The organism is Mycobacterium cookii, from assembly GCF_010727945.1.
GTDB lineage: Bacteria > Actinomycetota > Actinomycetes > Mycobacteriales > Mycobacteriaceae > Mycobacterium > Mycobacterium cookii.
This window is the reverse complement of the sequence record NZ_AP022569.1, coordinates 4840194-4860407: the sequence shown is the minus strand read 5'-3', so window position 1 is coordinate 4860407 and position 20214 is coordinate 4840194. Positions and strand designations below refer to the sequence as shown.

Sequence of the window (20214 nt, the reverse complement as noted above, 5' to 3'; positions counted from 1 at the left end):
CTGTACGCATCTCATCTGCACCGCCCCGATCGTCAACAACTCGGCGGTTGCTTGCCTGCGGTGACGGCGTGCAGCGCCTCCACTGCGCCACCGAGATTGTCGACCTTCACCAACTGCAGACCAGGCACCTTGTCAGAGTTCGCCTCGTAGCAGTTCTCGGCCGGCACCAGAAAGACCGTCGCCCCGGCATCGCGAGCCGCGCTCATCTTGTGCACGATCCCGCCGATGCGGCCCACTTCGCCGTCCGGCTTGATGGTGCCGGTGCCGGCGACGAACTTCGAGCCGGCCAAGTTGCCTGTCGTGAGTTTGTCGATGACGGCCAGGCTGAACATCAGACCTGCTGAGGGTCCGCCCACATTGGCGAGGTTGAAGTCGACCGAGAACGGCGCCCACGGGGCGTCGGTCACCGAGACGCCGACCAGGCCGTAATCCTTGTCCGGGTGCTTGCCCAGCGTGATCTGGGCGACCCCGGGCGGCGCGTTTTTGCGACGAAAGCCGACGGAAACCGACTGTCCGGGTTTGGTGTGCTTCAGAAAGGAGGTGAACTGGTCGACGTCGGCGACCGGCGTGCCATTGACCGCCGTAATGGAGTCACCGGCCTGCAGCTTGTTCACCGCCGGCCCAGGCTCGCTGACCACCACCACCGTCACCGCCTGCGGGTACTTCAGATAACCCAGGGCCGCGAACTCCGCGTTGTGCTCGGACTGCTTGAAATCGGCGTCGTTGGCTTTGTCGATGTCCTCCCGCGACGACCCCGGCGGGTAGACCAAATCGCGCGGCATCAGTTGTTCCTGGCCGGACAGCCACAACGTCAGCGCTTCGGCCAGGCTGAGTTCGTCGCGCTGGGACACCGTCGTCATATCCAGGTGGCCCGTGGTCGGATGAGTCTGAGTGCCCTTGATGTCGACCACCTGTTTGCCGTCGACCTCGCCGAGCGTGTCGAACGCCGGACCCGGACCCAGCGACACATACGGCACCGTCACCGCGGCGAGCAGCACACCGAAAACCATGATCGGGACCAGCGCCACCAACAGCGTCAGAATCCGCCTGTTCACGTCGCTAACACTAGACGGAGCGCTGTCCGAGTTCGGGTTCGCTCAGAGCGGACGGACGGTCGCGCGTCGCGCTTCGCCGATGAGTACCGTTGAGGACATGGCTGACCTGCCTTTCGGATTCTCCGCCGGAGATGACCCGGACCGCGACAAGCGCCGGGATGACGATGCCGCTTCCGGCTCGGGATCCGCCGACCCGTTCGGTCTGGGCGGCCTCGGCGGCGAATTCAACATGGCCGACCTGGGCCAGATCTTCACCCGCCTCGGACAGATGTTCAGCGGCGCCGGCTCGGCGATGGGCACCAGCACCTCCGGACCGGTCAACTACGACCTGGCCCGGCAACTGGCGTCAAGCTCGATCGGGTTCGTGGCGCCGATTCCGGCCGGTACCCGCGATGCGATCAGCGACGCCGTCCGTCTCGCCGAGACCTGGCTGGATGGGGTGACCGCGCTGCCCGCGGGCACCACGAAGGCCGTCGCCTGGACGCCCAACGACTGGGTGGACCACACGCTGGAGACTTGGAAGCGGCTGTGCGATCCGATGGCTCAGCAGATCGCCACCGTGTGGGCGTCGTCGCTGCCCGAAGAGGCCAGGAGCATGGCCGGCCCACTGCTGTCGATGATGTCGCAGATGGGCGGCATGGCGTTCGGCTCGCAGCTCGGCCAGGCGCTGGCCAGACTGGCCCGCGAGGTCTTGACGTCGACCGACATCGGATTGCCGTTGGGGCCCAAGGGTATTGCCGCGCTTTTGCCGGACGCCATCGAGTCGTTCGCCGACGGCCTCGAGCAGTCCCGCAGTGAGATCGTCACGTTCCTGGCGGCTCGTGAGGCTGCCCATCACCGGTTGTTCAGTCATGTGCCGTGGCTGTCCAGCCAGTTGCTCGGCGCCGTCGAGGCCTACGCCAAGGGCATGAAGATCGACATGCACGGCATCGAGGAGTTGGCCCGCGACTTCAACCCCGCGTCGCTGAACGATCCGGCCGCCGTCGAGCAGCTGCTGACCCAGGGCGTCTTCGAGCCCAAGGCCACCCCCGAGCAGACCCAGGCTCTAGAGCGGCTCGAAACCTTGCTGGCGCTGATCGAAGGCTGGGTGCAGACCACCGTCGATGCGGCGCTGGGCGAACGGATCCCCGGCGCGGCCGCACTGGGCGAGACGTTGCGCCGCCGCCGGGCCACCGGCGGGCCGGCCGAACAGACCTTTGCCACACTGGTCGGCCTGGAGCTGCGGCCCCGCAAGCTTCGCGAGGCCGCAGCGCTATGGGACCGGCTGACCCAAGCCGCGGGCGTCGATGCCCGCGACGCCATCTGGCAACACCCCGATCTGCTGCCCGACTCCGAGGATCTCGACGACCCGGCCGGTTTCATCGACCGCGTCATCGGCGGCGACACCAGCGGGATCGACGAGGCGATCGCCCAGTTCGAGCGCGACGCTGATCGGGGCCCCGGCGACGGCCCCGACGGTCCTGTGGAGAGCTGAACCAGCCCGACCGAAGTCCATGGCACAGTGCCTCAGATGGGGCAGCCCATGCCGTCGCTGTTTGCGCTGGACCCGGCGGCGACCGCGATCAGACGGCTTTCGTGACGCCGACGTAGGACAGCACGACGTCGGATTGGTCGGTCTGTCGGGTCAGCGTCGCGTAGGAGCGAATGAACGACTGGCCCACGCATCCGTCGATCTTGACGTGGAACTTGTTGATCATGACCCACGGATTTGCTCCCTTGAACTCCTTCTTGTCCACCGGCACCACGATCACCAGGCCGGGCTTGAGCCCCACGGTGATCACGCCGTTGACCGGGACGGTGACCAACGGAATAAAGCCACCGGTCAACGGGAAGCCGACGCCCGGGTTGACGCCCGCGCTACCCGCCATCGTGACGCCGTTGGATGTGCTCATATCGATTCCGCAGCCGATCTCGTAACCCACCTCGAGGACGCCTCGAGGCTCCTCCGGTCCCTTCAGCCAAGCGAAGAATGTTCCGCTCGCGAGGTATTCGCGAGACGAGACCGCGGTGGTCAACGGCGCAACCGGAATTTGCATCTCGTCCCTTGCGCCGAGGAGCAGGTTCCAGCCGTCGGGAGTGTTGACAGTTGCCGGATTGCCCGAGGGCACCCGTCCGTCGGCCGGTGGCGCCGCATCGGGTGGGGCAGGAGCAGGGTTGGGGTCAGCGCCTGTGAAAGGCGCTGTGGTCGCAGACATGACGAGGCAGACAGCAAGAACCGCAGCGCGCCGAACGGCCACGGCCACTCGTGTCATGCCCGACACCGTAAGCCCTGGCCGATTCGCGTCGCGGTTTTGACTGGTCGCCGAAATCAAAGTTGTTGTGGGTTTGTGGCCGGTATGCGACCTGGGCGCAGAAAGCTAGAGGAGACTGCAAATATGTCGCGGGCGGACCACAGAGGGGATGACGATGAAACGTCATAGCTGTGCTTGGGCACTGCTGGCCGGCGGGATCAGCGTCATAGCTCTCGCGGGCGGCACAGGCGTAGCGAGCGCCCAGCCGGTAGACCCAAATCCGCTACCGGTGCCCCCGATAGTCGATCAATTGATTACGTCGACTCCATCGCTGTGGGCGCCGCCGGGCTTTCAAGGCGGCCCAGGCTCAGCCGCCGGCCGGGGCGGTGCCGGAACGTCTCGCACATCAACCGACTGGGGTGGCGTCGGAATGTATTGCGAAAATCTATCGGTCCGATGCAGGTAATGATCCTGCGGCGTTGACCGATCCCGATCGCGGTCCCGACGGTCCTGTGGAGAGCTGAACCAGCCTGCCTGAGGTCCGTGGCACAGTGCCTCAGATGGCGCAGCCCACGCCGTCGCTGTATGCGCTGGACCGGGCGCTTCCCGTGCTGCTACTGGAGGGCCTGCGCTGCTCGGGAGCGCGCATGAAGCACGGCAGCCAGCCGCACGCGGCGGTCACCGCCGCCGAGGCCGACCCGGTGGTGTGGAAATACCCGGGGACTGTCACTCGTGCCCCGGCGAGCGGCGGGATCAGCAGTACGCTCATGCGATGCCGGAAACGTCATACGCCATGTGCGGCGATCTCAGCCTGGCGTATCAGGTATTCGGCGACGGGCCGGTCGAGCTGATCATCGTCGAGCCGTTTGTCAGCCACCTCGAGCTGGCCTGGACCCTGCCCCAATTCAAAGCGTTCCTTGATCAGCTCGCCACGTTCTGCCGCGTTGCCGTGTTCGACAAGGCCGGGGTCGGCCTGTCGGACCCGGTGTCAAAAGTTCGCACGCTGGAGGAGCGAGCGGCCGAGCTCGAGGCTGTCATGGATGCGGTCGGCTTCGGGCAGGCCGTCGTGACCGGTCTGAGTGACGGTGGACCGGTCGCCATGATGTTCGCGGCAACGCGGCCCGAGCGAGTGCGGGCGCTGATCCTTCACGGCACTATCGCGTATTGGAGCTTTACGGGATGGGAAGACATGGATCGCGACCCGGCCGAGCTGCGGTCGCGATTCCTTGCCGAACTGGGCGATGAATACACGCCGTCGATCGAGCAGCTCGCCCGCTTCCAGGAAGGCGGCCGCGCCGTGCGCTCCGGGTGGGGAAGCGGTGCGGCAGCCAGCCTCAGCGCTCCGTCGTTCCGGTCGACGCGCCAGCTCGCGATGTTGGAGCGCATGTGCGCGAGTCCGGGGATGGCGCGGGCGTCATTCGAAGCGGCGTTTCTGACCGACGTGCGGCCGATCTTGCCCACTCTCACCACGCCAACCCTGGTCATCCACGCCCGCGAAGACAACGTGGTTCCGGTGCAGGGCGGCCGGTATCTCGCCGACCACATCCCGGGCGCGCGGTACCTGGAGGTCGAGGGTGTGGACCACGCACCCTTTTTAACCGAGCCTGACAAGATCCTGGCCGGGGTCGAGGAGTTCCTCACCGGCAGCCATGCTGCGCCGGCGCAGTCACATCGTGCCCTGCGCACCGTGCTGTTCACCGATATCGTCGCGTCGACGCAACACGCCGCAGCGAGCGGCGACGAGCAATGGCGGGCGGTGCTGCACCGCTTTGGTGAGATCACTGCCGACCTCACGGAACGATTCGGTGGAAAGGTGGTCAAAAGCACCGGCGACGGCCACCTCGCCACGTTCGACGGCCCGACGCAGGCCATCCGCTGCGCCGAGGCCCTGCGCGATGACGCCGAGACACTGAGCATCCAGATCCGCGCTGGCATCCACACCGGCGAGTGTGAACTGCTGGACGCGGACATCGGAGGAATCGCGGTACACATCGCGGCGCGGATCCTCGGCCAGGCCGGGGGCGGTGAAATCCTCGTCTCCCGCACCGTGCGTGACCTGGTGGTCGGCTCGGGCACCGGCTTCGAGGACCGCGGCAGCGTCGAGCTGCGTGGCGTGCCCGGCACTTGGCAGCTGCTGGCGGTCAACCGCCACGGCCCGCGGGCGGGATCGGCCGAGGCGGAACTGGCGTCAATGCCCACTCCTGGCCGTCGGACGACGATGCGCCGATCGGATCGCGTTGTCGAGGTGATCGCGATGCGCGCACCGTGGCTTGTGCGCGGGCTGGCCCGCGTCGCCCCGGTCACCGATCGCAGAAAAACAGCCCGAGTCATCGCGCTCGGAAATGTTCTCAATAGTTGATCCGGTAAGACGCATCATCGGCGGCGGCACCAGCGGAATCGATGAGGCGATCGCCGAGTTCGAGCGGGGCACTGCTGCCGGCCTGACCGATCCCGACGGTCCTGTGGAGAGCTGAACCAGCCCGAGTGAAGTCCGTGGCACAGTGCCTCAGATGGCGCAGCCCATGCCGTCGCTGTACGCACTGGACCCGGCGCTCCCCGTACTGCTGCGACCCGACGGCGCCGTGCAGGTGGGCTGGAGTCCGCGCCGCGCCGTGCTGATCCGGCCGCCGCGCGGATTGACCGCCACCGGCCTGGCGACACTGCTGCGGGCCATGCATTCGCCGGTCCCGATGAGCGAGCTGCAACGTCAGGCCGACGGCCTGAATGACGGTGAATTGCGGGACCTGGTCGGGCAGCTGGTGACAGCGGGGGTCGCCACGCGGGGTCGCCGGCAAAGACCTGCCCGGTCGGCGTCGATCCGGGTGCACGGCCGTGGCCCGCTGTCGGAGCTGCTACTGGACGGCCTGCGCTGCTCAGGTGCACGCGTGAAGCACAGCAGCCAGCGGCACGCGGCGGTGACCGCCGCCGAGGCCGACCTGGTGGTGTTGGCCGACAACCTGGTCACCGACCCGCGGATGCTGCGCGATCTGCACGCCAACGGCGTCGCGCACCTCGCGGTCCGGGTTCGCGACGGCACCGGCCTGGTCGGCCCACTCGTCGTCCCTGGTGTCACGAGCTGCCTGGGCTGCGCGGACCTGCACCGCAGGGACCGTGACGCGGCGTGGCCCGCCGTGGCCGCGCAGCTCCGCGACACCGTCGGCGTGGCCGATCGCGCGACCGTACTGGCCACCGCGGCGCTGGCACTCAGCCAGGTCAACCGGGTGATCGGCGCGGTACGGGGCTCGGATCCCGCGCCGCCGCAGGCGCTGAACGCCACACTGGAGTTCGACGTCCACGCCGGCTCGATCGTGGCGCGGCAATGGCCCAGGCATCCGCTGTGTTCGTGCTGACAGCACCAGTTGCCAGATCGGTGGGGGCAAGTGGCCACCGGTCATGGATGATGGTGAGGTGGCAGACATCAAGCGCGGAGGCGCCGCACGCAACGCGAAGCTAGCAGGCCTGGCAGGTGGCATCGCCGGCCGCACGGCGCTCGGGTTCGGCAAGCGGCTGGCCGGTCGGTCGCAAGACGAGGTCAATGCCGAGCTGATGGAGAAGGCGGCCAAGCAGCTTTTCACCGTTCTCGGCGAGCTCAAGGGCGGCGCGATGAAAGTCGGCCAGGCGTTGTCGGTGATGGAAGCCGCGATTCCCGAGGAGTTCGGCGAGCCCTACCGTGAAGCGCTCACCAAGCTGCAAAAGGACGCGCCGCCGCTGCCCGCCGACAAGGTGCACCGGGTGCTCGACGCCCAGCTGGGCACCAAGTGGCGCCAGCGGTTCTCCGAATTCAACGACACCCCGGTCGCCTCGGCCAGCATCGGCCAGGTTCACAAAGCGGTGTGGTCGGACGGACGCGAGGTCGCCGTCAAGATCCAATACCCCGGCGCCGACGAAGCGTTGCGGGCCGACTTGAAGACCATGCGACGCATGATCGGGGTGGTCAAGCAGCTCGCACCCGGCGTCGACGTGCAAGGCGTCGTCGACGAGCTGATCGAGCGGACCGAAATGGAGCTGGACTATCGGCTGGAAGCCAACAACCAGCGCGCGTTCGCGAAAGCCTACGCCGGCGACCCACACTTCCTCGTCCCCCACGTGGTGGCCAGCGCGCCCAAAGTCGTGATCCAGGAATGGATCGACGGCATCCCGATGTCCGACATCATCCGCAGCGGCACCGTCGAACAGCGCGACCTGTTGGGCACCCGGCTGGCCGCGTTCATCTTCGACTCACCACGCCGGCTGGAGATGATCCACGGCGACGCCCACCCGGGCAACTTCATGCTGTTGCCCGACGGGCGGATGGGCGTCATCGACTTCGGCGCGGTGGCCCCGCTGCCCGGCGGATTCCCGGTCGAGCTCGGCGCGACGATCCGGCTGGCCCGCGACAAGAACTACGACCAGGTGTTGCCGACGATGGAGAAGGTCGGCTTCATCCAGAAGGGCCAGCAGGTGTCGGTGCGCGACATCGACGAGATGCTGCGCCAGTATGTCGAACCGGTGGAGGTCGAGGTCTTTCACTACACACGTAAGTGGTTGCAGCGCATGACATATCGTCAGCTGAACCAGGGTGTGGCCCAGATCAAGACAGCGCGACAGATGGATCTGCCGCCCAAGCTGGCGATCCCGATGCGGGTGCTCGCCTCGTCGATGGCGATCCTGTGCCAACTGGACGCGCACGTGCCGACCCAGGCGCTGTCCAACGAGCTGGTTCCCGGCTTCGCCGACCCCGACGCCGCGGCTGTCTGACGACTAGGCGGCGACCTTGCGGGGACGTCCGCGCGGCCTCTTGTAGCTGACCACGCTGCCGCGGTCGAGGATCTCGCCGCCCCACACCCCCCACGGCTCAGCGCGTTCCAGCGCCGCCGACAGGCAGGCTCGACGAATCGGGCAGTCGGCGCAAAGCGCTTTGGCGAGTTCTAGATCCGACGGACTGTCAGCGAACCACAGGTCGGGATCGCTGACATGACACGGTATTTCCGGCTGCTGATCGTCGGGGTCTGTTTCCGTCGACATGTCGTTCACCTGCTTCCTGGTCTGGCGGGCGTGTTGCGGTGTTGCGGACCAGTGGCGGCTTGTCGACCAAAAGACTTTGGCCACGGATCCTGGTGACTTCGGGTCCGTGGCCAATTGGCTTGAGAGCGGGCTGATTACCTAGGTAATGCCCCGATCCACGGACGGTCGGTCGCGGCGGCGATGCGCTTGTGCGCAGCCGCCGAGGCGGCGGCCGCGGCATGGGCAGCATGGCGGGAGCCAGCGTTGCCGGTCGGGCATACGCCGAAGGCGTTGACGGTGATCATCGTGACTCCCCCCTCTCGTCTAGGCATGCGAAAAATGCGCTTCGAGGTTAAATCGTAGCAGCGAGACGCCGCAAGCGATTTTCTGAGCTGGGCTTATGGTTGCGACCCGCTGCACCCGGCTTCGCCGCGTTGGCGATCGCCACGGGCTTATGGTGGCGACCCGCTGCACCCGGCTTCGCCGCGCTGGCAATCGCCACGGGCTTTTAACCCCGGCCGCGGACCAGGTCGAGCACGTCCGGGCCGAACTGCTCAAGCTTGCGGGCACCGATGCCGGGGATGGCGACCAGCGCGGTATCGTCGGTGGGCAGCAGCTCGGCGATGGCGATCAGCGTGTTGTCGGTGAACACGACGTAGGCCGGAACGTTCATCTCCTTGGCAGTGCGCAGCCGCCAGTCCTTGAGCTGCAGCAGCAGCTCGTCGTCGATGTCGGCGGCGCAGGTCTCGCAGCGGCGCAACATGATCGCCGCCGGCGTGGTCAGCTGGTTGTTGCAGATCCGGCAGCGTGACGCCGGTCCCCGATTTCGTCGTGAGCCTTTGGGCGTGGGGTCAGACTGCGTCTGCGGCGATAGGCCGTTGAGGAAACGAGACGACTTGCGGCTCTGCCGGCCGCCGGGGTTACGCGAGAGCGCCCAGCTGAGCGCCAAATGCATTCGGGCCCTGGTGATTCCGACGTAGAGCAGCCGGCGCTCCTCTTCGACGGCTTCGCTCTCCGCGCCATGGGCCAATGCGTGCGAGATCGGCAGGGTGCCGTCGGTCAGCCCGACCAGGAAGACCGCGTCCCATTCCAAACCCTTGGCGGCGTGCAGCGAGGCCAGCGTGACGCCCTGTACGACCGGTGGGTGGCGGGAATCAGCGCGGGTCCGCAACTCGGCCAGCAGCTCGGGCAACTCCAGCGTCGGCCGGTGCTCGACTTCCTCGTCGACCAGTTCGGCCAGCGCCGCCAAGGCTTCCCACCGCTCACGGGCCCGCACACCGGTGGGCGGCTCGGCAGTGAGACCGAGCGGCTCGAGCAGCCCCCGGACCACCTCCGGCAGCGGCGATCGCGAGCCCGGCGAAGCCGGGCGAAGCGGGTCGCCGCCATCAGGCAGCGGGCCGTCGACGTCACGGTTGGCGGCGCGCTGCAGCGCGAGCAGGGCCTGCCGGATCTCCTGACGACTGAAAAACCCCTCGCCGCCGCGGACCTGATACGCGACGCCGGCCTCGGTCAACGCCTCTTCGTAGACCTCCGACTGGGCGTTGATCCGGTAGAGCACCGCGACCTCTGACGCCGGCGTGCCCGCTTCGACCAGCCCTTTGATCGACTTCGCGACCGCGGCGGCTTCGGCGACCTCGTCGGAATACTCGCGGAACGTCGGCTCGGGACCGGGGTCGCGCTGGCCGACCAGATGCAGCTTGCTGCCGGCCACCCGGCCCCGCGCGGCGGCGATCACCCGGTTGGCCAGCGACACCACCTGCGGCGTCGATCGGTAGTCGCGTTCCAGGCGCACCACGGCGGCGTCCGGGAAGCGCCGCGAGAAGTCCAGCAGGTAACGCGGGGAGGCCCCGGTGAACGAGTAAATGGTCTGGTTGGCGTCGCCGACGACGGTCAGGTCGTCACGATCGCCCAGCCACGCCGACAGCACCCGCTGCTGCAGCGGCGTCACGTCCTGGTATTCGTCGACGACGAAGCAGCGGTAACGGTTCCGGAACTCGTCGGCGACCGCGGCGTCGTTCTCGATCGCCGCCGCGGTATGCAGCAGCAGGTCGTCGAAGTCGAGCAGGGCGATACCGTCACCGCGGGACTTGAGCGACTCGTAGGCCGCGTACACCGCGGCGACCTTCGCGGCGTCCAGCGGGACATCACGGGACACCGCGGCCACCGCTTCGGGATACTGCTCCGGCGAGATCAGCGACGCTTTGGCCCACTCGATCTCGCCGGCCACGTCGCGGACGTCGTCGGTGCCCAGGCTCAGGCCGGCGCGGTTCGCGCCGCGCGCCACGACGGCGAACTTGGTGTCCAGCAGCTGCCAGCCGGTGTCGCCGACGACCCGCGGCCAGAAATACCGCAGCTGCCGGTGCGCGGCGGCGTGAAACGTCATCGCCTGCACCGAGCCGACACCGCTCTGCGAGGCCGCGCCCAAAGCCCGTAACCGCGAACGCATCTCGCCCGCGGCGCGCTGGGTGAACGTCACCGCCAGCACCTGCCCCGCAGCGACGTGGCCGGCGGCGACGAGCTGGGCGATGCGGTGGGTGATCGTACGGGTTTTTCCGGTGCCCGCACCGGCCAGCACGCAGACCGGCCCGCGGGGAGCCAGCACGGCCTCGCGCTGCTCGTCGTCAAGGTCGGCGACCAAAGAATCTGCGATCACCGGCATGGCGTCCATCTTGGCAGTGATCACCGACAATCGTCGGGCAGCGCCACGCGGTACGTTGAACGCACTATGAGTAACGCCTTAGTGACCATGTACAGCACGCAGTGGTGCGGCTATTGCCACCGGCTCAAGACCGTGTTGAAGTCTGCCGGTATCGCCTACGACGAGGTCGACATCGAGCAGGATCCCGCGGCTGCGGAATTCGTCGGCTCGGTCAACGGCGGCAATCATGTGGTGCCGACGCTGAAGTTCGCCGACGGCTCGACACTGACCAACCCGGGTCCCAACGAGGTGAAGGCGAAGCTTGCTCAGCTGGCCTGTTAGCCAGCCTGCGCCCACGATTCGATGATCACCCGGGCGATCGACACCGACCCGGGAAGCAGCAGTCTGGAGTCCGAGTCGCTGCTCCAGTCGCCGAGGGCCAGCGCGGCGCGGACCTCGTCGCGGGTGAACCACTCGGCCTCGGCGATCTCCCCGTCGTTGAAGGCGAACGGTTCGTCGGGGTCGCCGACGGCGTGGAAGCCGACCATCAACGAGCGCGGGAACGGCCACGGCTGACTGCCGAGGTAGCGAATGTCGCGCACGGTCAGCCCGATCTCTTCGTGAATCTCACGGGCGACGCAGGTCTCGAACGATTCGCCGGCCTCGACGAAACCGGCCAGCAGCGAATACATCCGCTCCGGCCATACCGTCTGCCGGGCCAGCACCGCGCGGTCGCCGCCGTCGTGCACCAGACAGATCACAGCAGGGTCGATGCGCGGAAATTCCTCGTGACCGGTGATTGGGTTGACCCGCGCCCAGCCCGCCCGGATCGGCTTGGTGGGCGAGCCGTCCACCGAGCTGAACCGCGCGCTGGCGTGCCAGTTCAGCAGCGCCGCGGCTGCCGAGACCAGCTGCGCGCCGACGTCGTCAAACAGCTGGCCGCCGCGACGCAGATCAGCGACCTCGGCGGTGAGGTCCGGATCGTCCGACGCCTCGAGCGGAGCCCGGACCGCCCACACGTGCCGGCCGTCCTCGATACGACCGAGGAACACCGCGTCGTGCGGCGGCTTGTCCGCCAAGTCTTTCGCCTTGCCGAGCAGCACCCGGCCGTCGGCGACCATGACCTGGTTGCGCGAATCGAGCCGCAGCAGCGCCGCGTCCCCCCACCCGGCGACTGCGGCATCAGTGTCGGTGCGGACCTGATCGGCCCGGTCAGCGCCGATGCGCGACAGCAACGGAACGCTGTGCAACTCGAAATCCACGCTGCAGCCCCTACTTCCCCGTCGTGCGGACATAGAGCAGTCGGTCGCCGGCCTCGATGGCGTCGACCTCGGGCGCGTCGACCCGCAACAGGTGACCGTCGCGGACCACGCCGAGCACGATGTCGGACAGATGCCGCGGCGAACCGCCGAGCTCGGTCCGCTCGACTTCGCGCTCGGCGATCGCGAATCCGTGCGCCGGTGTCAGCAGGTCGTCGATCATCTCGACCACGCTGGGCGTGGTGATGGCCACGCCGAGCAGCCGGCCGGCGGTCTCCGAGGACACCACCACCGAATCGGCGCCGGATTGCTTGAGCAGATGCTGGTTTTCGGCCTCCCGGATCGACGCCACGATCTTGGCGTCCGGGGCGACTTCGCGAGCGGTGAGGGTTACCAGTGTGGCGGTGTCGTCGCGACCAGTCGCGACGATGATCGCGGCCGCATGCTGCGCCGAGGCCAGCCGCAGCACATCGGATCTGGTGCCGTCACCGTGCACGGTGACCAGCCCGGCGGCCCCGGCATGGTCGAGCACCGTTTGCTGGAAATCGACGACGACGACGTCCTTATTGGCCGTCGCGTCCTCGAGGATGGCCGCTACGGCGGTCTTGCCCTTGGTGCCGTAACCGATGACGACGGTGTGGTTGCGCACTCTGCTCCTCCAACGCTGAATCTTCCACGCTTGCCGCGACCGCTCGGTGAGTACCTGAAGGGTCGTGCCGACCAAGACGACAAGGAAGAGAATGCGAAGCGGCGTGAGCACCACGACGCTGATCAGCCGGGCGAATTCGGTGTACGGGGTGAGGTCGCCGTATCCGACGGTCGTCAGCGACACCGTCGCGAAGTACACGCAGTCCAGAAACGTCAGCGGCGCGCCCCGGACATCGGTGTATCCGCCGCGGCCGAGGTAGACGGTGACCACCGCGGCGAGCAAGGCGAGCAACGCGATCGCCACCCGGCGCCAGATCGCCCGGATTGGGCTGACTTGCGTCTCGGGAACACGCAGCACGCCGACCAGTGCGTAGCCGGGCTGGGCGGTCAGCGGCTCGTCGACATCGCTTCCCCGCCGCCTAACTTTGACCACACTTCATCGGCTGGACCCGGCGCACGACACAATGTAACCATGACCGCCATCACATCCAGTCCTCCGCGCGACGCCGGGCAAACCGGCGCATACCGCATCGCAGCGCTGCTCCTCGGCGTCGGCACCCTGCACTTTCTAGCCCCGAAACCGTTCGACGGGATCATCCCCGCCGAGCTTCCGGGAAGCCCGCGGTTCTACACCTATGCCTCCGGTGTGGCCGAAGTCGGCATCGGCGGTCTGCTGCTGGTGCGGCGCACGCGTCGGCTTGCGGCGCTGGCAGCTGCCGCGCTGTTTGTTGCGGTCTTTCCGGGCAATGTGAACATGGTCCGGTTGTGGTGGGGTAAGCCGTGGCCGATGCGGATCTTCGCGCTGGCCCGACTTCCGTTGCAGATTCCGATGGTCACCGCGGCGCTCAAGGTCAGCCGCAACTCTTAACTGTCAAGCGACGCCGCTTTCTAACAACGCCGCGAGGTCGTCGGGATCCGGCAGCGCGTCGGGAGTGACGGTGGCCCCGCTGCGCACATAGTGAAAAGCGGTGCGCACCAACGATTCATCGCAGCCACTGAGCGCTGCCCAGGCGAGTCGGTAGACGCCGAGCTGGATGGCGGCCTGACGTTCGGCTTCCGCGCCGCGCGGTCGCTCGCCGGTCTTCCAGTCCACGACGGTTGCGCCACCGTCGGGCTCGGCGAACACCGCGTCGATGCGGCCACGCACCACCCGGCTGCCGATCGCCATTTCGAACGGCACCTCGACGGCGACCGGTGTCCGCGCGGCCCACGGGGAGCCCAGGAAGGCCTGCTGCAACTCGGCCAGCTTCTCGGCGTCGCGCTGGGCGATGTCGGCGTCCGCGGCGCCGGGCAGGTCGGCGAGGTCGAACAGTCGCTCGGTGCCGTAGAATCGCTCGACCCAGTCGTGAAATGCATTGCCCAACAATGCATGCGGCTCCGCGCGGGTTGGCAGTCGGCGGGTTAACCGCTGCGCGGCGTGCTCGGGGTCGCGGGCGAGGTCGACCAGGCTGCTGACCGACAGCCCGCTGGGCAGCGGGTGCGCCTGCGGTTGCAGGGCGCGTGTCCGCTCGTCGAGCAGCGCGTCGACGTCGGCGGCCCAGTTTTCGGGATCCTCGATCTCGTCCGATTCGTCGCCGGACATGGCGGCGATGACCAGCGCGGCGCCGCGCTCGACGTCGGCGCGGCGACTGCCGAGCGGGTCGATCGGCCAGATCGCTTCATGCACACGGTCGCGCAACGGGTTTGGATCGCCGGCCGCCGGCTCGGGCGCCCACTGCTCGACGACGCCGCAGTGTTCGCCGGCGGCTGCTGACTCATCGATGATGCCTTTGAGCTCAAGAAGAAAATCCGACGGTCCGCGCGGCTTGATGCCAGTGGCTGCCCAGTGGTGACCGGACAGCAGCAGGGTGTCTTCGGCACGGGTGATCGCCACGTATAGCAACCTGCGCTCCTCGTCGAGTCGACGCTGATCCAGTTGGCTGCGATGCGCAGAGATCTTGTCCGAGAGCTGTTTTTGATCGGTGACGTCGGCGGTGTCGAGCACCGGCACGCCATGCACGCCCTGAGTGGACCGGTCGCCGCGCAGTAACGGCGGCAGTTCGGCGACGTCGGTGAGCCAGGTGCGAGCCTGGCCGGTCGACGGGAACAGTCCGCCGGACAGGTGCGGCACCGCGACCACCTGCCATTCCAGACCCTTTGCGGCATGCACGGTCAGCACCTGGACCCGGTTGGGCGCGACGACGGTCTGCGCCGGCGCCAAACCGTTTTCGACGACCGTCGCGGCGTCCAGATAGGCCAGCAGACCGCCGACGGAGGCCACGGACTCCGTTGCGGCAGTGGCCCGTTCGGCGTAGCCGCTGACCACGTCGGCGAATGCGTCGAGCTGTTCGGCTCCCGCCCATCCGCCCGCGGGCAGCGCCGCGCGCACCTCGATGTCGACGCCGAGTAGCCGACGCACCTCGGCCACCAGATCGGGCAGCGGGTGGCCGAGGTGGCTGCGCAGCACATCCACTTCTTCGGCGAGCGCCGCGATGCGCCGGTACCCGTCGGCCGAGTAGCCGGTGGCCGGACCGGGATCGGCCAGTGCATCGGCCAGGCCCGCGGTGTCGGCCTGCGGCCCCGCCGCCTGGGCGATCTGCTCCGCCGTGTCACCGGTGCGGGCGGTGTGGCCGCGGCGACCCGCTGCGCCCGGCTCCGCCGTGTCACCGGTGCGGGCGGTTTGGCCGCGGCGACCCGCTGCGCCCGGCTCCGCCGGGCTTGCGATCGCCACTGCGCGCCGCCACAGCGCCGCGACGTCACGGGCACCGAGCCGCCATCGGGGGCCGGTGAGCACCCGCATGGCGGCCGCTCCCGCAGTCGGGTCGGCGACCAGGCGCAGCATCGCGACCACGTCGGCGACCTCGGGCACCGACAGTAGGCCGGCAAGTCCGACCACCTCGACCGGCACCCCTCGGGCGCGCAGAGCCGCGGCCATCGACGCGGCATCGGCGTTGCGCCGCACCAGAACCGCGGCAGTCGGCGGCGCCACACCGTCAGCGCCGGCCTGCCGGTAGCGCTGCTGCAGATGATCGGCGACCCAGTCGCGCTCGGCCTGCACGTCGGGCAGCAGCGCGCAGCGCACGGTGCCGGGGGCGGCGTCGGGCCGGGAGCGAAGGGCCCGCACCGCCACCGACCGGCGACGCGCATCCGCCGAGATCGCGTTGGCCACCTGCAAGGTGGTCGGCGGATTGCGCCAACTGGTGCGCAGTTCCAGCGCCGGTGCCGGGCTGCCGTCAGGCAGCGGGAAGTCGGTGGTGAACCGCGGAAGATTGGTTGCCGACGCGCCGCGCCAGCCATAGATGGACTGGATCGGGTCGCCGACGGCGGTCAGCGCCAACTCCGCGTCTACGCCGCCGCCGAACAGTGCCGAGAGCATGACGCGCTGGGCGTATCCGGTGTCCTGGTACTCATCGAGCAGCACCACCCGGTATCGGCTGCGCAACTGCTCGCCGACCTGCGGGACCGCCGAGGCCAGCCGGGCCGCGGACGCCATCTGCGTGCCGAAGTCCATCACCTTCTCCGCCCGCATCCTGCGGTGCAAGGCGTCGATCAGCGGCACCAGCTCGGCACGCTCGGCCTGGGTGGCCAGCATCCGCAGCAGCCACTGACTGGGGCCGCGGTCGCGCTGGTAGCGGCCCGCCGGCAAGGTGTGCACCAGCTGTTCGAGCCCGACATGGGTGTCGCTGAGTTGACCGGTGTCGACGAGGTGCTCGGCGAGCTGGCTCGACAGCCGCAGCACGGTCGCGGTGACGGCGGCCGGGTTCTTGTCGGTGTGCAGCTCACCTGGATAGCCGTTGACCACGTCGAAGGCCAGCTGCCACATCTCGGTCTCGCTGAGCAGCCGGGTGTCCGGCTCGATCGGCTGCCCCGCGCCCGCCGACAGCAGGCCGTATTCGCCGAGCAGCTGTCCGGCGAAGGCGTGATAGGTGCTGACCAGCGGTGTGCCCGTGGGCTCGCCGACCGACGGGCTCGCGACGGCCAGTTCGGTTCCGGCGAGGCGGGCGAGCCGCGACCTGACCCGCCGCAACAGCTGGCCGGCTGCCTTGCGGGTGAACGTCAGGCCCAACACCTGGCCCGGCTCGGCGTAGCCGTTGGCCACCAGCCACACCACCCGTGCGGCCATTGTCTCGGTCTTCCCGGCGCCCGCACCGGCGATGACGACCAGCGGACCCGGCGGGGCGGCGATCACCGCGGCCTGCTCTTCGGTGGGCTCGAAAAGTCCGAGCGCGCTTGCTAATTCAGCCGGGCTGTAGCGCGCCGGTGCGATGACGGTCATACCGCTCCCCTTCCGTCGACACTGGCGTGCGCCGGGCAGCTCGGCTTCAGCGGGCAATGCGCACAGCCGTCGTTGACGCGGGCGATGAACTGCGGGCCGGCGGTCTCGTCGGCCGCCTCGCGGATCTGGTCACGCCACCGCATGCGCGCCTCGGGCGTCAACGGATCCTGTTCGCGCTCAGCCGCACCCGACGATCCCGCCCTACCCAGATAGACAAGCCGGCCGCCGCCCGGCTCCTCGCCGTCGGCGACCAGGCCCTCTGCAACCGCCAACTGGTAGGCCGCCAACTGGGCGTGCCGCTGCGCATCGTCCTTGCTGACCGGTGACTTGCCGGTCTTGACGTCGACGATCACCAGTCGGCCCGCCGCATCACGTTCGATCCGGTCGACCCGGCCGCGCAACCGAACGGTCGCATCGACCGGTCCGTCGACCTCGACTTCGACGCCAACCTCGGTCAGCTCGCCGCGGGTGCGGGCCCGCCAGTCCAGGAACGCCTGGATCATCGCGCGATGCCGATTGAGCTCATTGTCGGCGTACCAACGGGATTCGAACGGCAGCTGCTGCCACGCCCGCTCCAGCGCCGCCTGCAACTGGGACTCGTTGGCTGCGGGTTCCGCGATCAACGCATGCACTATCGATCCGATTGTCGAGCCCAGATCGCGCGGGTCCGTCCCACCGTGACGTTCGGCCAGCCAGCGCAGTGGGCAGTCGGTCAGCGTCTGCAGACTCGACGGGGTCAGCGTGACGACATGTTCTGGGTGCTCTTCCCTACTCCACATCGGCTCGTCGGTGCTGACCGGCGTCATGCCGTACCACCCGGCGGGGTCGGCTCCAGGGACTCCTGCCTCAGCCAGCCGGGCTAATTGCGTTGCCGCACACGCGCGTGTCGCATCGCTGACCGCCCCCCGCGGCGCGCACACCACACCGCGCAGCCGGCCCACCACCGCGGCCGCCGACAGGACCCGTGGCGACGACACCGGCAGCGCCGATCGCTCCTCGACGGCACCGGATGCATACTGCGCGATCTCGGCGAAGAACGGCGACGGCATGCTGGCCTCGTCGTCGATCGCCGTCACCAGTAATCGCTTCCGGGCCCGGCCCACCGCGGCCACCAGCAACCGCCGCTCGTCGGCCAGCAGCGGCGCCCGCATCGACGCGTTCTCGTCGACCCCGTCGAGGACATCCAGCAGCCGCTGCGTGCCGAGCACTCCCCCGCGTGGAATCGTGTTGGGCCACAGTCCTTCCTGCAGGCCGGCGACGACGATCAACTCCCACTCATGGCCGAGCGCGGCGTGCGCGCTGAGCACCGCGACCCGCTCGGCCGCGGCGGCGGGCTCGGGCCCCGCGACCGGCAGTTGCGCCGCGGACAGGTGCTCGATGAGGCCGGGCAGCGACGCACCGGCGGCGCCGGCCAGGTAGTCGTCGGTGACGTCGAACAGCGCGGTCACCGCGTCGAGGTCGCGCCCGGCCTGCGCGCCGGCCGCCCCGCCGCGCTCGCACGCCACTAACCAGCGGCGCTGCAGGCCCGAACGATGCCACGCCGTCCACAGCGTGTCGCGCGGGTCGTCGCCGCTCTCGTGTGAAACAGCTGCGGCGTCCAGCACCGCACGCACCCGTCGCAGCGGCCAGGTCTGGGCCGCCGTCAGCCGAGCGGTCGATTCGCCGTGCAACGCGTCGACCAGGAAGTCGCCGAATTCCCTTGGCGTCTCGTTCTTCTCGGCGCGGCGTAGCGTGCGCCGCAGCGCACGCAGCGACACCGGGTCGACCCGCCCGATCGGACCGGTCAGCAGCGCCAGCGCTTGCTCGCCGGTCAGCCCGCCGGCGGTAGCGGCCAGCACGGTCAGCAACGCCTGCGCCGCGGGCTGGGCGGTCAGTGGACCCGTCGCCGCCGTCGGGGCCACCGGAACGCCGGCCCGCGCCAACGCCCGCGCCAACCCGGCCGCAGCCCGCGGCACCGACCTGACGATCACCGCCATCTGCGACCACGGCACGCCGTCGGTGAGGTGCGCGCGTCGCAGGCAGTCGGCGATCAGCGTGGCTTCGGCATCGGCGGACGCGGCCAGCCTCACCGTCACCGAGCCGAATTCCTCTCCCGTGCCGTCGATGTGGCACCCGTCGACCAGCCGGCCGGCGATCCCCGCGACGGCGCGCGCCACCGCCGGCGCGCAGCGGTGCGAGGTCGTCAGCGTCACCGACGGGGTGTCGCCGCCCAACAGCGCCGCGGGCTCAGCGCCACGGAACCCGAACACCGCCTGGGAGGGGTCGCCGGCGAGCAGCGTGAGGTCGGCGCCGGCGGCCAGCACCCGCACCAGCAGCGCCGCCTGCGGGTCCAGTTGCTGCGCGTCGTCGACCAGGAGCACGCTGATCCGGGCGCGCTGGTCGGCCAGCAGCTCGGGGTCGGCGGCGAACGCCTCGAGCGCAGCGCCAACCAGCTCGGCGGCGCCCACCGCGGGCGTCGTCGCCTGCGGGGCCGCCGTGCCGACGGCCGCGCGCAGCAGCATCACCTGCTCGTAGGTGCGCGCAAAACGGCCCGCGGCCACCCATTCCGGCCGGCCCGACAGCCGGCCCACCCGCTCCAACCGCTGCGGGTCGACCCCACGTTCGGCGCAACGCGTCAGCAGTTCACGCAGCTGCGCGGCGAACCCCGCAGTGCCCAGGGCGGCCCGCAGCTCGGCCGGCCACCCCCGGGCACCGTCGGCGATCTCACCGGTCAGCAAGTCGGCGATGATCTCATCCTGCTCAGCGCTGGTGACCAGCCGCGGCGGCGGACCGCCCGCACGCTGGGCAGCCAGCCGCAACACCGCGAACGCGTAGCTGTGCACGCTGCGCACCAACGGTTCACGAATCACCGCACGGCATGGACCGGCCTGCTGGGAGCGCAGCAATGTCGTCGTCAACGCGTTACGTGCCTGCGCCCCGATCCGGCCCGAACCTGTCAGCAGCAGCACCGATTCCGGGTCGGCACCCGCCCCGATCCGAGCCGCCGCGGCGTCGATCAACAGCGAACTCTTCCCGGTGCCCGGTCCGCCCAGCACGCGCACCACCCCGCGCGCGTCGGCATCGAGTACGGCGGCCGCCTGCGGGTCCCAGTGGAAATGCATAGCGGCATATCACCACGGGGGTCCGACAAGTCGGCCCCGGCCGC

The 20214-nt window shown here is 69.1% G+C and carries 16 protein-coding genes and 1 pseudogene; 7 read left to right on the top strand and 10 right to left on the bottom strand.

Going from position 1 to position 20214, the window contains the following annotated elements:
* Window positions 1-32 precede the first annotated feature (32 nt).
* On the bottom strand, window positions 33-1055 hold the full coding sequence (locus G6N27_RS22845) for a YlbL family protein (RefSeq protein WP_163780389.1): 1023 nt from the start codon (window positions 1053-1055) through the stop codon (window positions 33-35).
* Window positions 1056-1134: 79 nt separating this feature from the next.
* Here G6N27_RS22845 and G6N27_RS22840 point away from each other — a divergent pair, with 79 nt between their 5' ends.
* Window positions 1135-2529, top strand: coding sequence for a zinc-dependent metalloprotease (locus G6N27_RS22840; RefSeq protein ID WP_163780387.1), 1395 nt, complete (start codon window positions 1135-1137; stop codon window positions 2527-2529).
* 88 nt (window positions 2530-2617) lie between these two features.
* Here the strand turns inward: G6N27_RS22840 and G6N27_RS22835 are convergent, their stop codons facing one another.
* Window positions 2618-3307 carry an MspA family porin gene (locus G6N27_RS22835; RefSeq protein ID WP_163780386.1) on the bottom strand — a complete coding sequence of 230 codons (690 nt, stop codon included), beginning with the start codon at window positions 3305-3307 and terminating at the stop codon, window positions 2618-2620.
* Window positions 3308-3842: 535 nt separating this feature from the next.
* Window positions 3843-4055 (bottom strand): hypothetical protein, encoded by a 213-nt coding sequence (locus G6N27_RS25755; RefSeq protein WP_163780384.1) that lies wholly within the window; start codon window positions 4053-4055, stop codon window positions 3843-3845.
* A gap of 3 nt (window positions 4056-4058) precedes the next feature.
* Here G6N27_RS25755 and G6N27_RS22825 point away from each other — a divergent pair, with 3 nt between their 5' ends.
* From G6N27_RS22825 to G6N27_RS22815, 4 genes and pseudogenes are all read left to right on the top strand, one after another.
* Window positions 4059-5645, top strand: coding sequence for an adenylate/guanylate cyclase domain-containing protein (locus G6N27_RS22825; RefSeq protein WP_163780382.1), 1587 nt, complete (start codon window positions 4059-4061; stop codon window positions 5643-5645).
* A gap of 4 nt (window positions 5646-5649) precedes the next feature.
* A pseudogene (locus G6N27_RS25750) lies at window positions 5650-5760 on the top strand (hypothetical protein); the annotation flags it as partial.
* 48 nt (window positions 5761-5808) lie between these two features.
* Window positions 5809-6636, top strand: a complete 828-nt coding sequence (locus G6N27_RS22820) for a cyclodehydratase (protein WP_179963418.1) — start codon at window positions 5809-5811, stop codon at window positions 6634-6636.
* A 43-nt stretch (window positions 6637-6679) separates the two neighbouring features.
* The gene (locus tag G6N27_RS22815; RefSeq protein ID WP_163780378.1) at window positions 6680-8023 is read left to right on the top strand and encodes a macrolide-binding ATPase MABP-1; all 1344 of its coding nucleotides are present in this window, start codon (window positions 6680-6682) and stop codon (window positions 8021-8023) included.
* Between the two features lie 3 nt (window positions 8024-8026).
* Here the strand turns inward: G6N27_RS22815 and G6N27_RS22810 are convergent, their stop codons facing one another.
* From G6N27_RS22810 to G6N27_RS22800, 3 genes are all read right to left on the bottom strand, one after another.
* Window positions 8027-8290 carry a WhiB family transcriptional regulator gene (locus G6N27_RS22810; protein WP_163780377.1) on the bottom strand — a complete coding sequence of 88 codons (264 nt, stop codon included), beginning with the start codon at window positions 8288-8290 and terminating at the stop codon, window positions 8027-8029.
* A gap of 134 nt (window positions 8291-8424) precedes the next feature.
* Complete coding sequence (locus G6N27_RS22805) at window positions 8425-8574, bottom strand: hypothetical protein (protein ID WP_163780362.1); 150 nt, start codon at window positions 8572-8574, stop codon at window positions 8425-8427.
* Window positions 8575-8777: 203 nt separating this feature from the next.
* Window positions 8778-10928, bottom strand: a complete 2151-nt coding sequence (locus G6N27_RS22800) for an ATP-dependent DNA helicase UvrD2 (RefSeq protein WP_163782212.1) — start codon at window positions 10926-10928, stop codon at window positions 8778-8780.
* A 66-nt stretch (window positions 10929-10994) separates the two neighbouring features.
* Here G6N27_RS22800 and G6N27_RS22795 point away from each other — a divergent pair, with 66 nt between their 5' ends.
* On the top strand, window positions 10995-11249 hold the full coding sequence (locus tag G6N27_RS22795) for a mycoredoxin (RefSeq protein ID WP_163780360.1): 255 nt from the start codon (window positions 10995-10997) through the stop codon (window positions 11247-11249).
* On the opposite strand, the gene nudC is transcribed toward G6N27_RS22795, so the two are convergent.
* Together nudC and G6N27_RS22785 are read right to left on the bottom strand one after the other, a co-directional pair.
* Window positions 11246-12202 (bottom strand): NAD(+) diphosphatase, encoded by a 957-nt coding sequence (gene nudC, locus G6N27_RS22790; RefSeq protein ID WP_163780358.1) that lies wholly within the window; start codon window positions 12200-12202, stop codon window positions 11246-11248. The genes G6N27_RS22795 and nudC overlap by 4 nt on opposite strands.
* Entirely contained in the window at window positions 12180-13247 is a 1068-nt protein-coding gene (locus G6N27_RS22785) for a potassium channel family protein (protein WP_163780356.1), read from the bottom strand. Before G6N27_RS22785 ends, nudC begins: the two co-directional genes overlap by 23 nt.
* Window positions 13248-13286: 39 nt before the next feature.
* Here G6N27_RS22785 and G6N27_RS22780 point away from each other — a divergent pair, with 39 nt between their 5' ends.
* Complete coding sequence (locus G6N27_RS22780) at window positions 13287-13682, top strand: DoxX family protein (RefSeq protein WP_163780354.1); 396 nt, start codon at window positions 13287-13289, stop codon at window positions 13680-13682.
* Window positions 13683-13685: 3 nt separating this feature from the next.
* Here the strand turns inward: G6N27_RS22780 and G6N27_RS22775 are convergent, their stop codons facing one another.
* Together G6N27_RS22775 and G6N27_RS22770 are read right to left on the bottom strand one after the other, a co-directional pair.
* Entirely contained in the window at window positions 13686-17069 is a 3384-nt protein-coding gene (locus G6N27_RS22775; protein ID WP_163780352.1) for an ATP-dependent helicase, read from the bottom strand.
* Window positions 17066-20170 carry an ATP-dependent DNA helicase gene (locus G6N27_RS22770; RefSeq protein WP_163780351.1) on the bottom strand — a complete coding sequence of 1035 codons (3105 nt, stop codon included), beginning with the start codon at window positions 20168-20170 and terminating at the stop codon, window positions 17066-17068. The genes G6N27_RS22775 and G6N27_RS22770 overlap by 4 nt, the downstream gene beginning before the upstream one ends.
* Window positions 20171-20214: the final 44 nt, after the last annotated feature.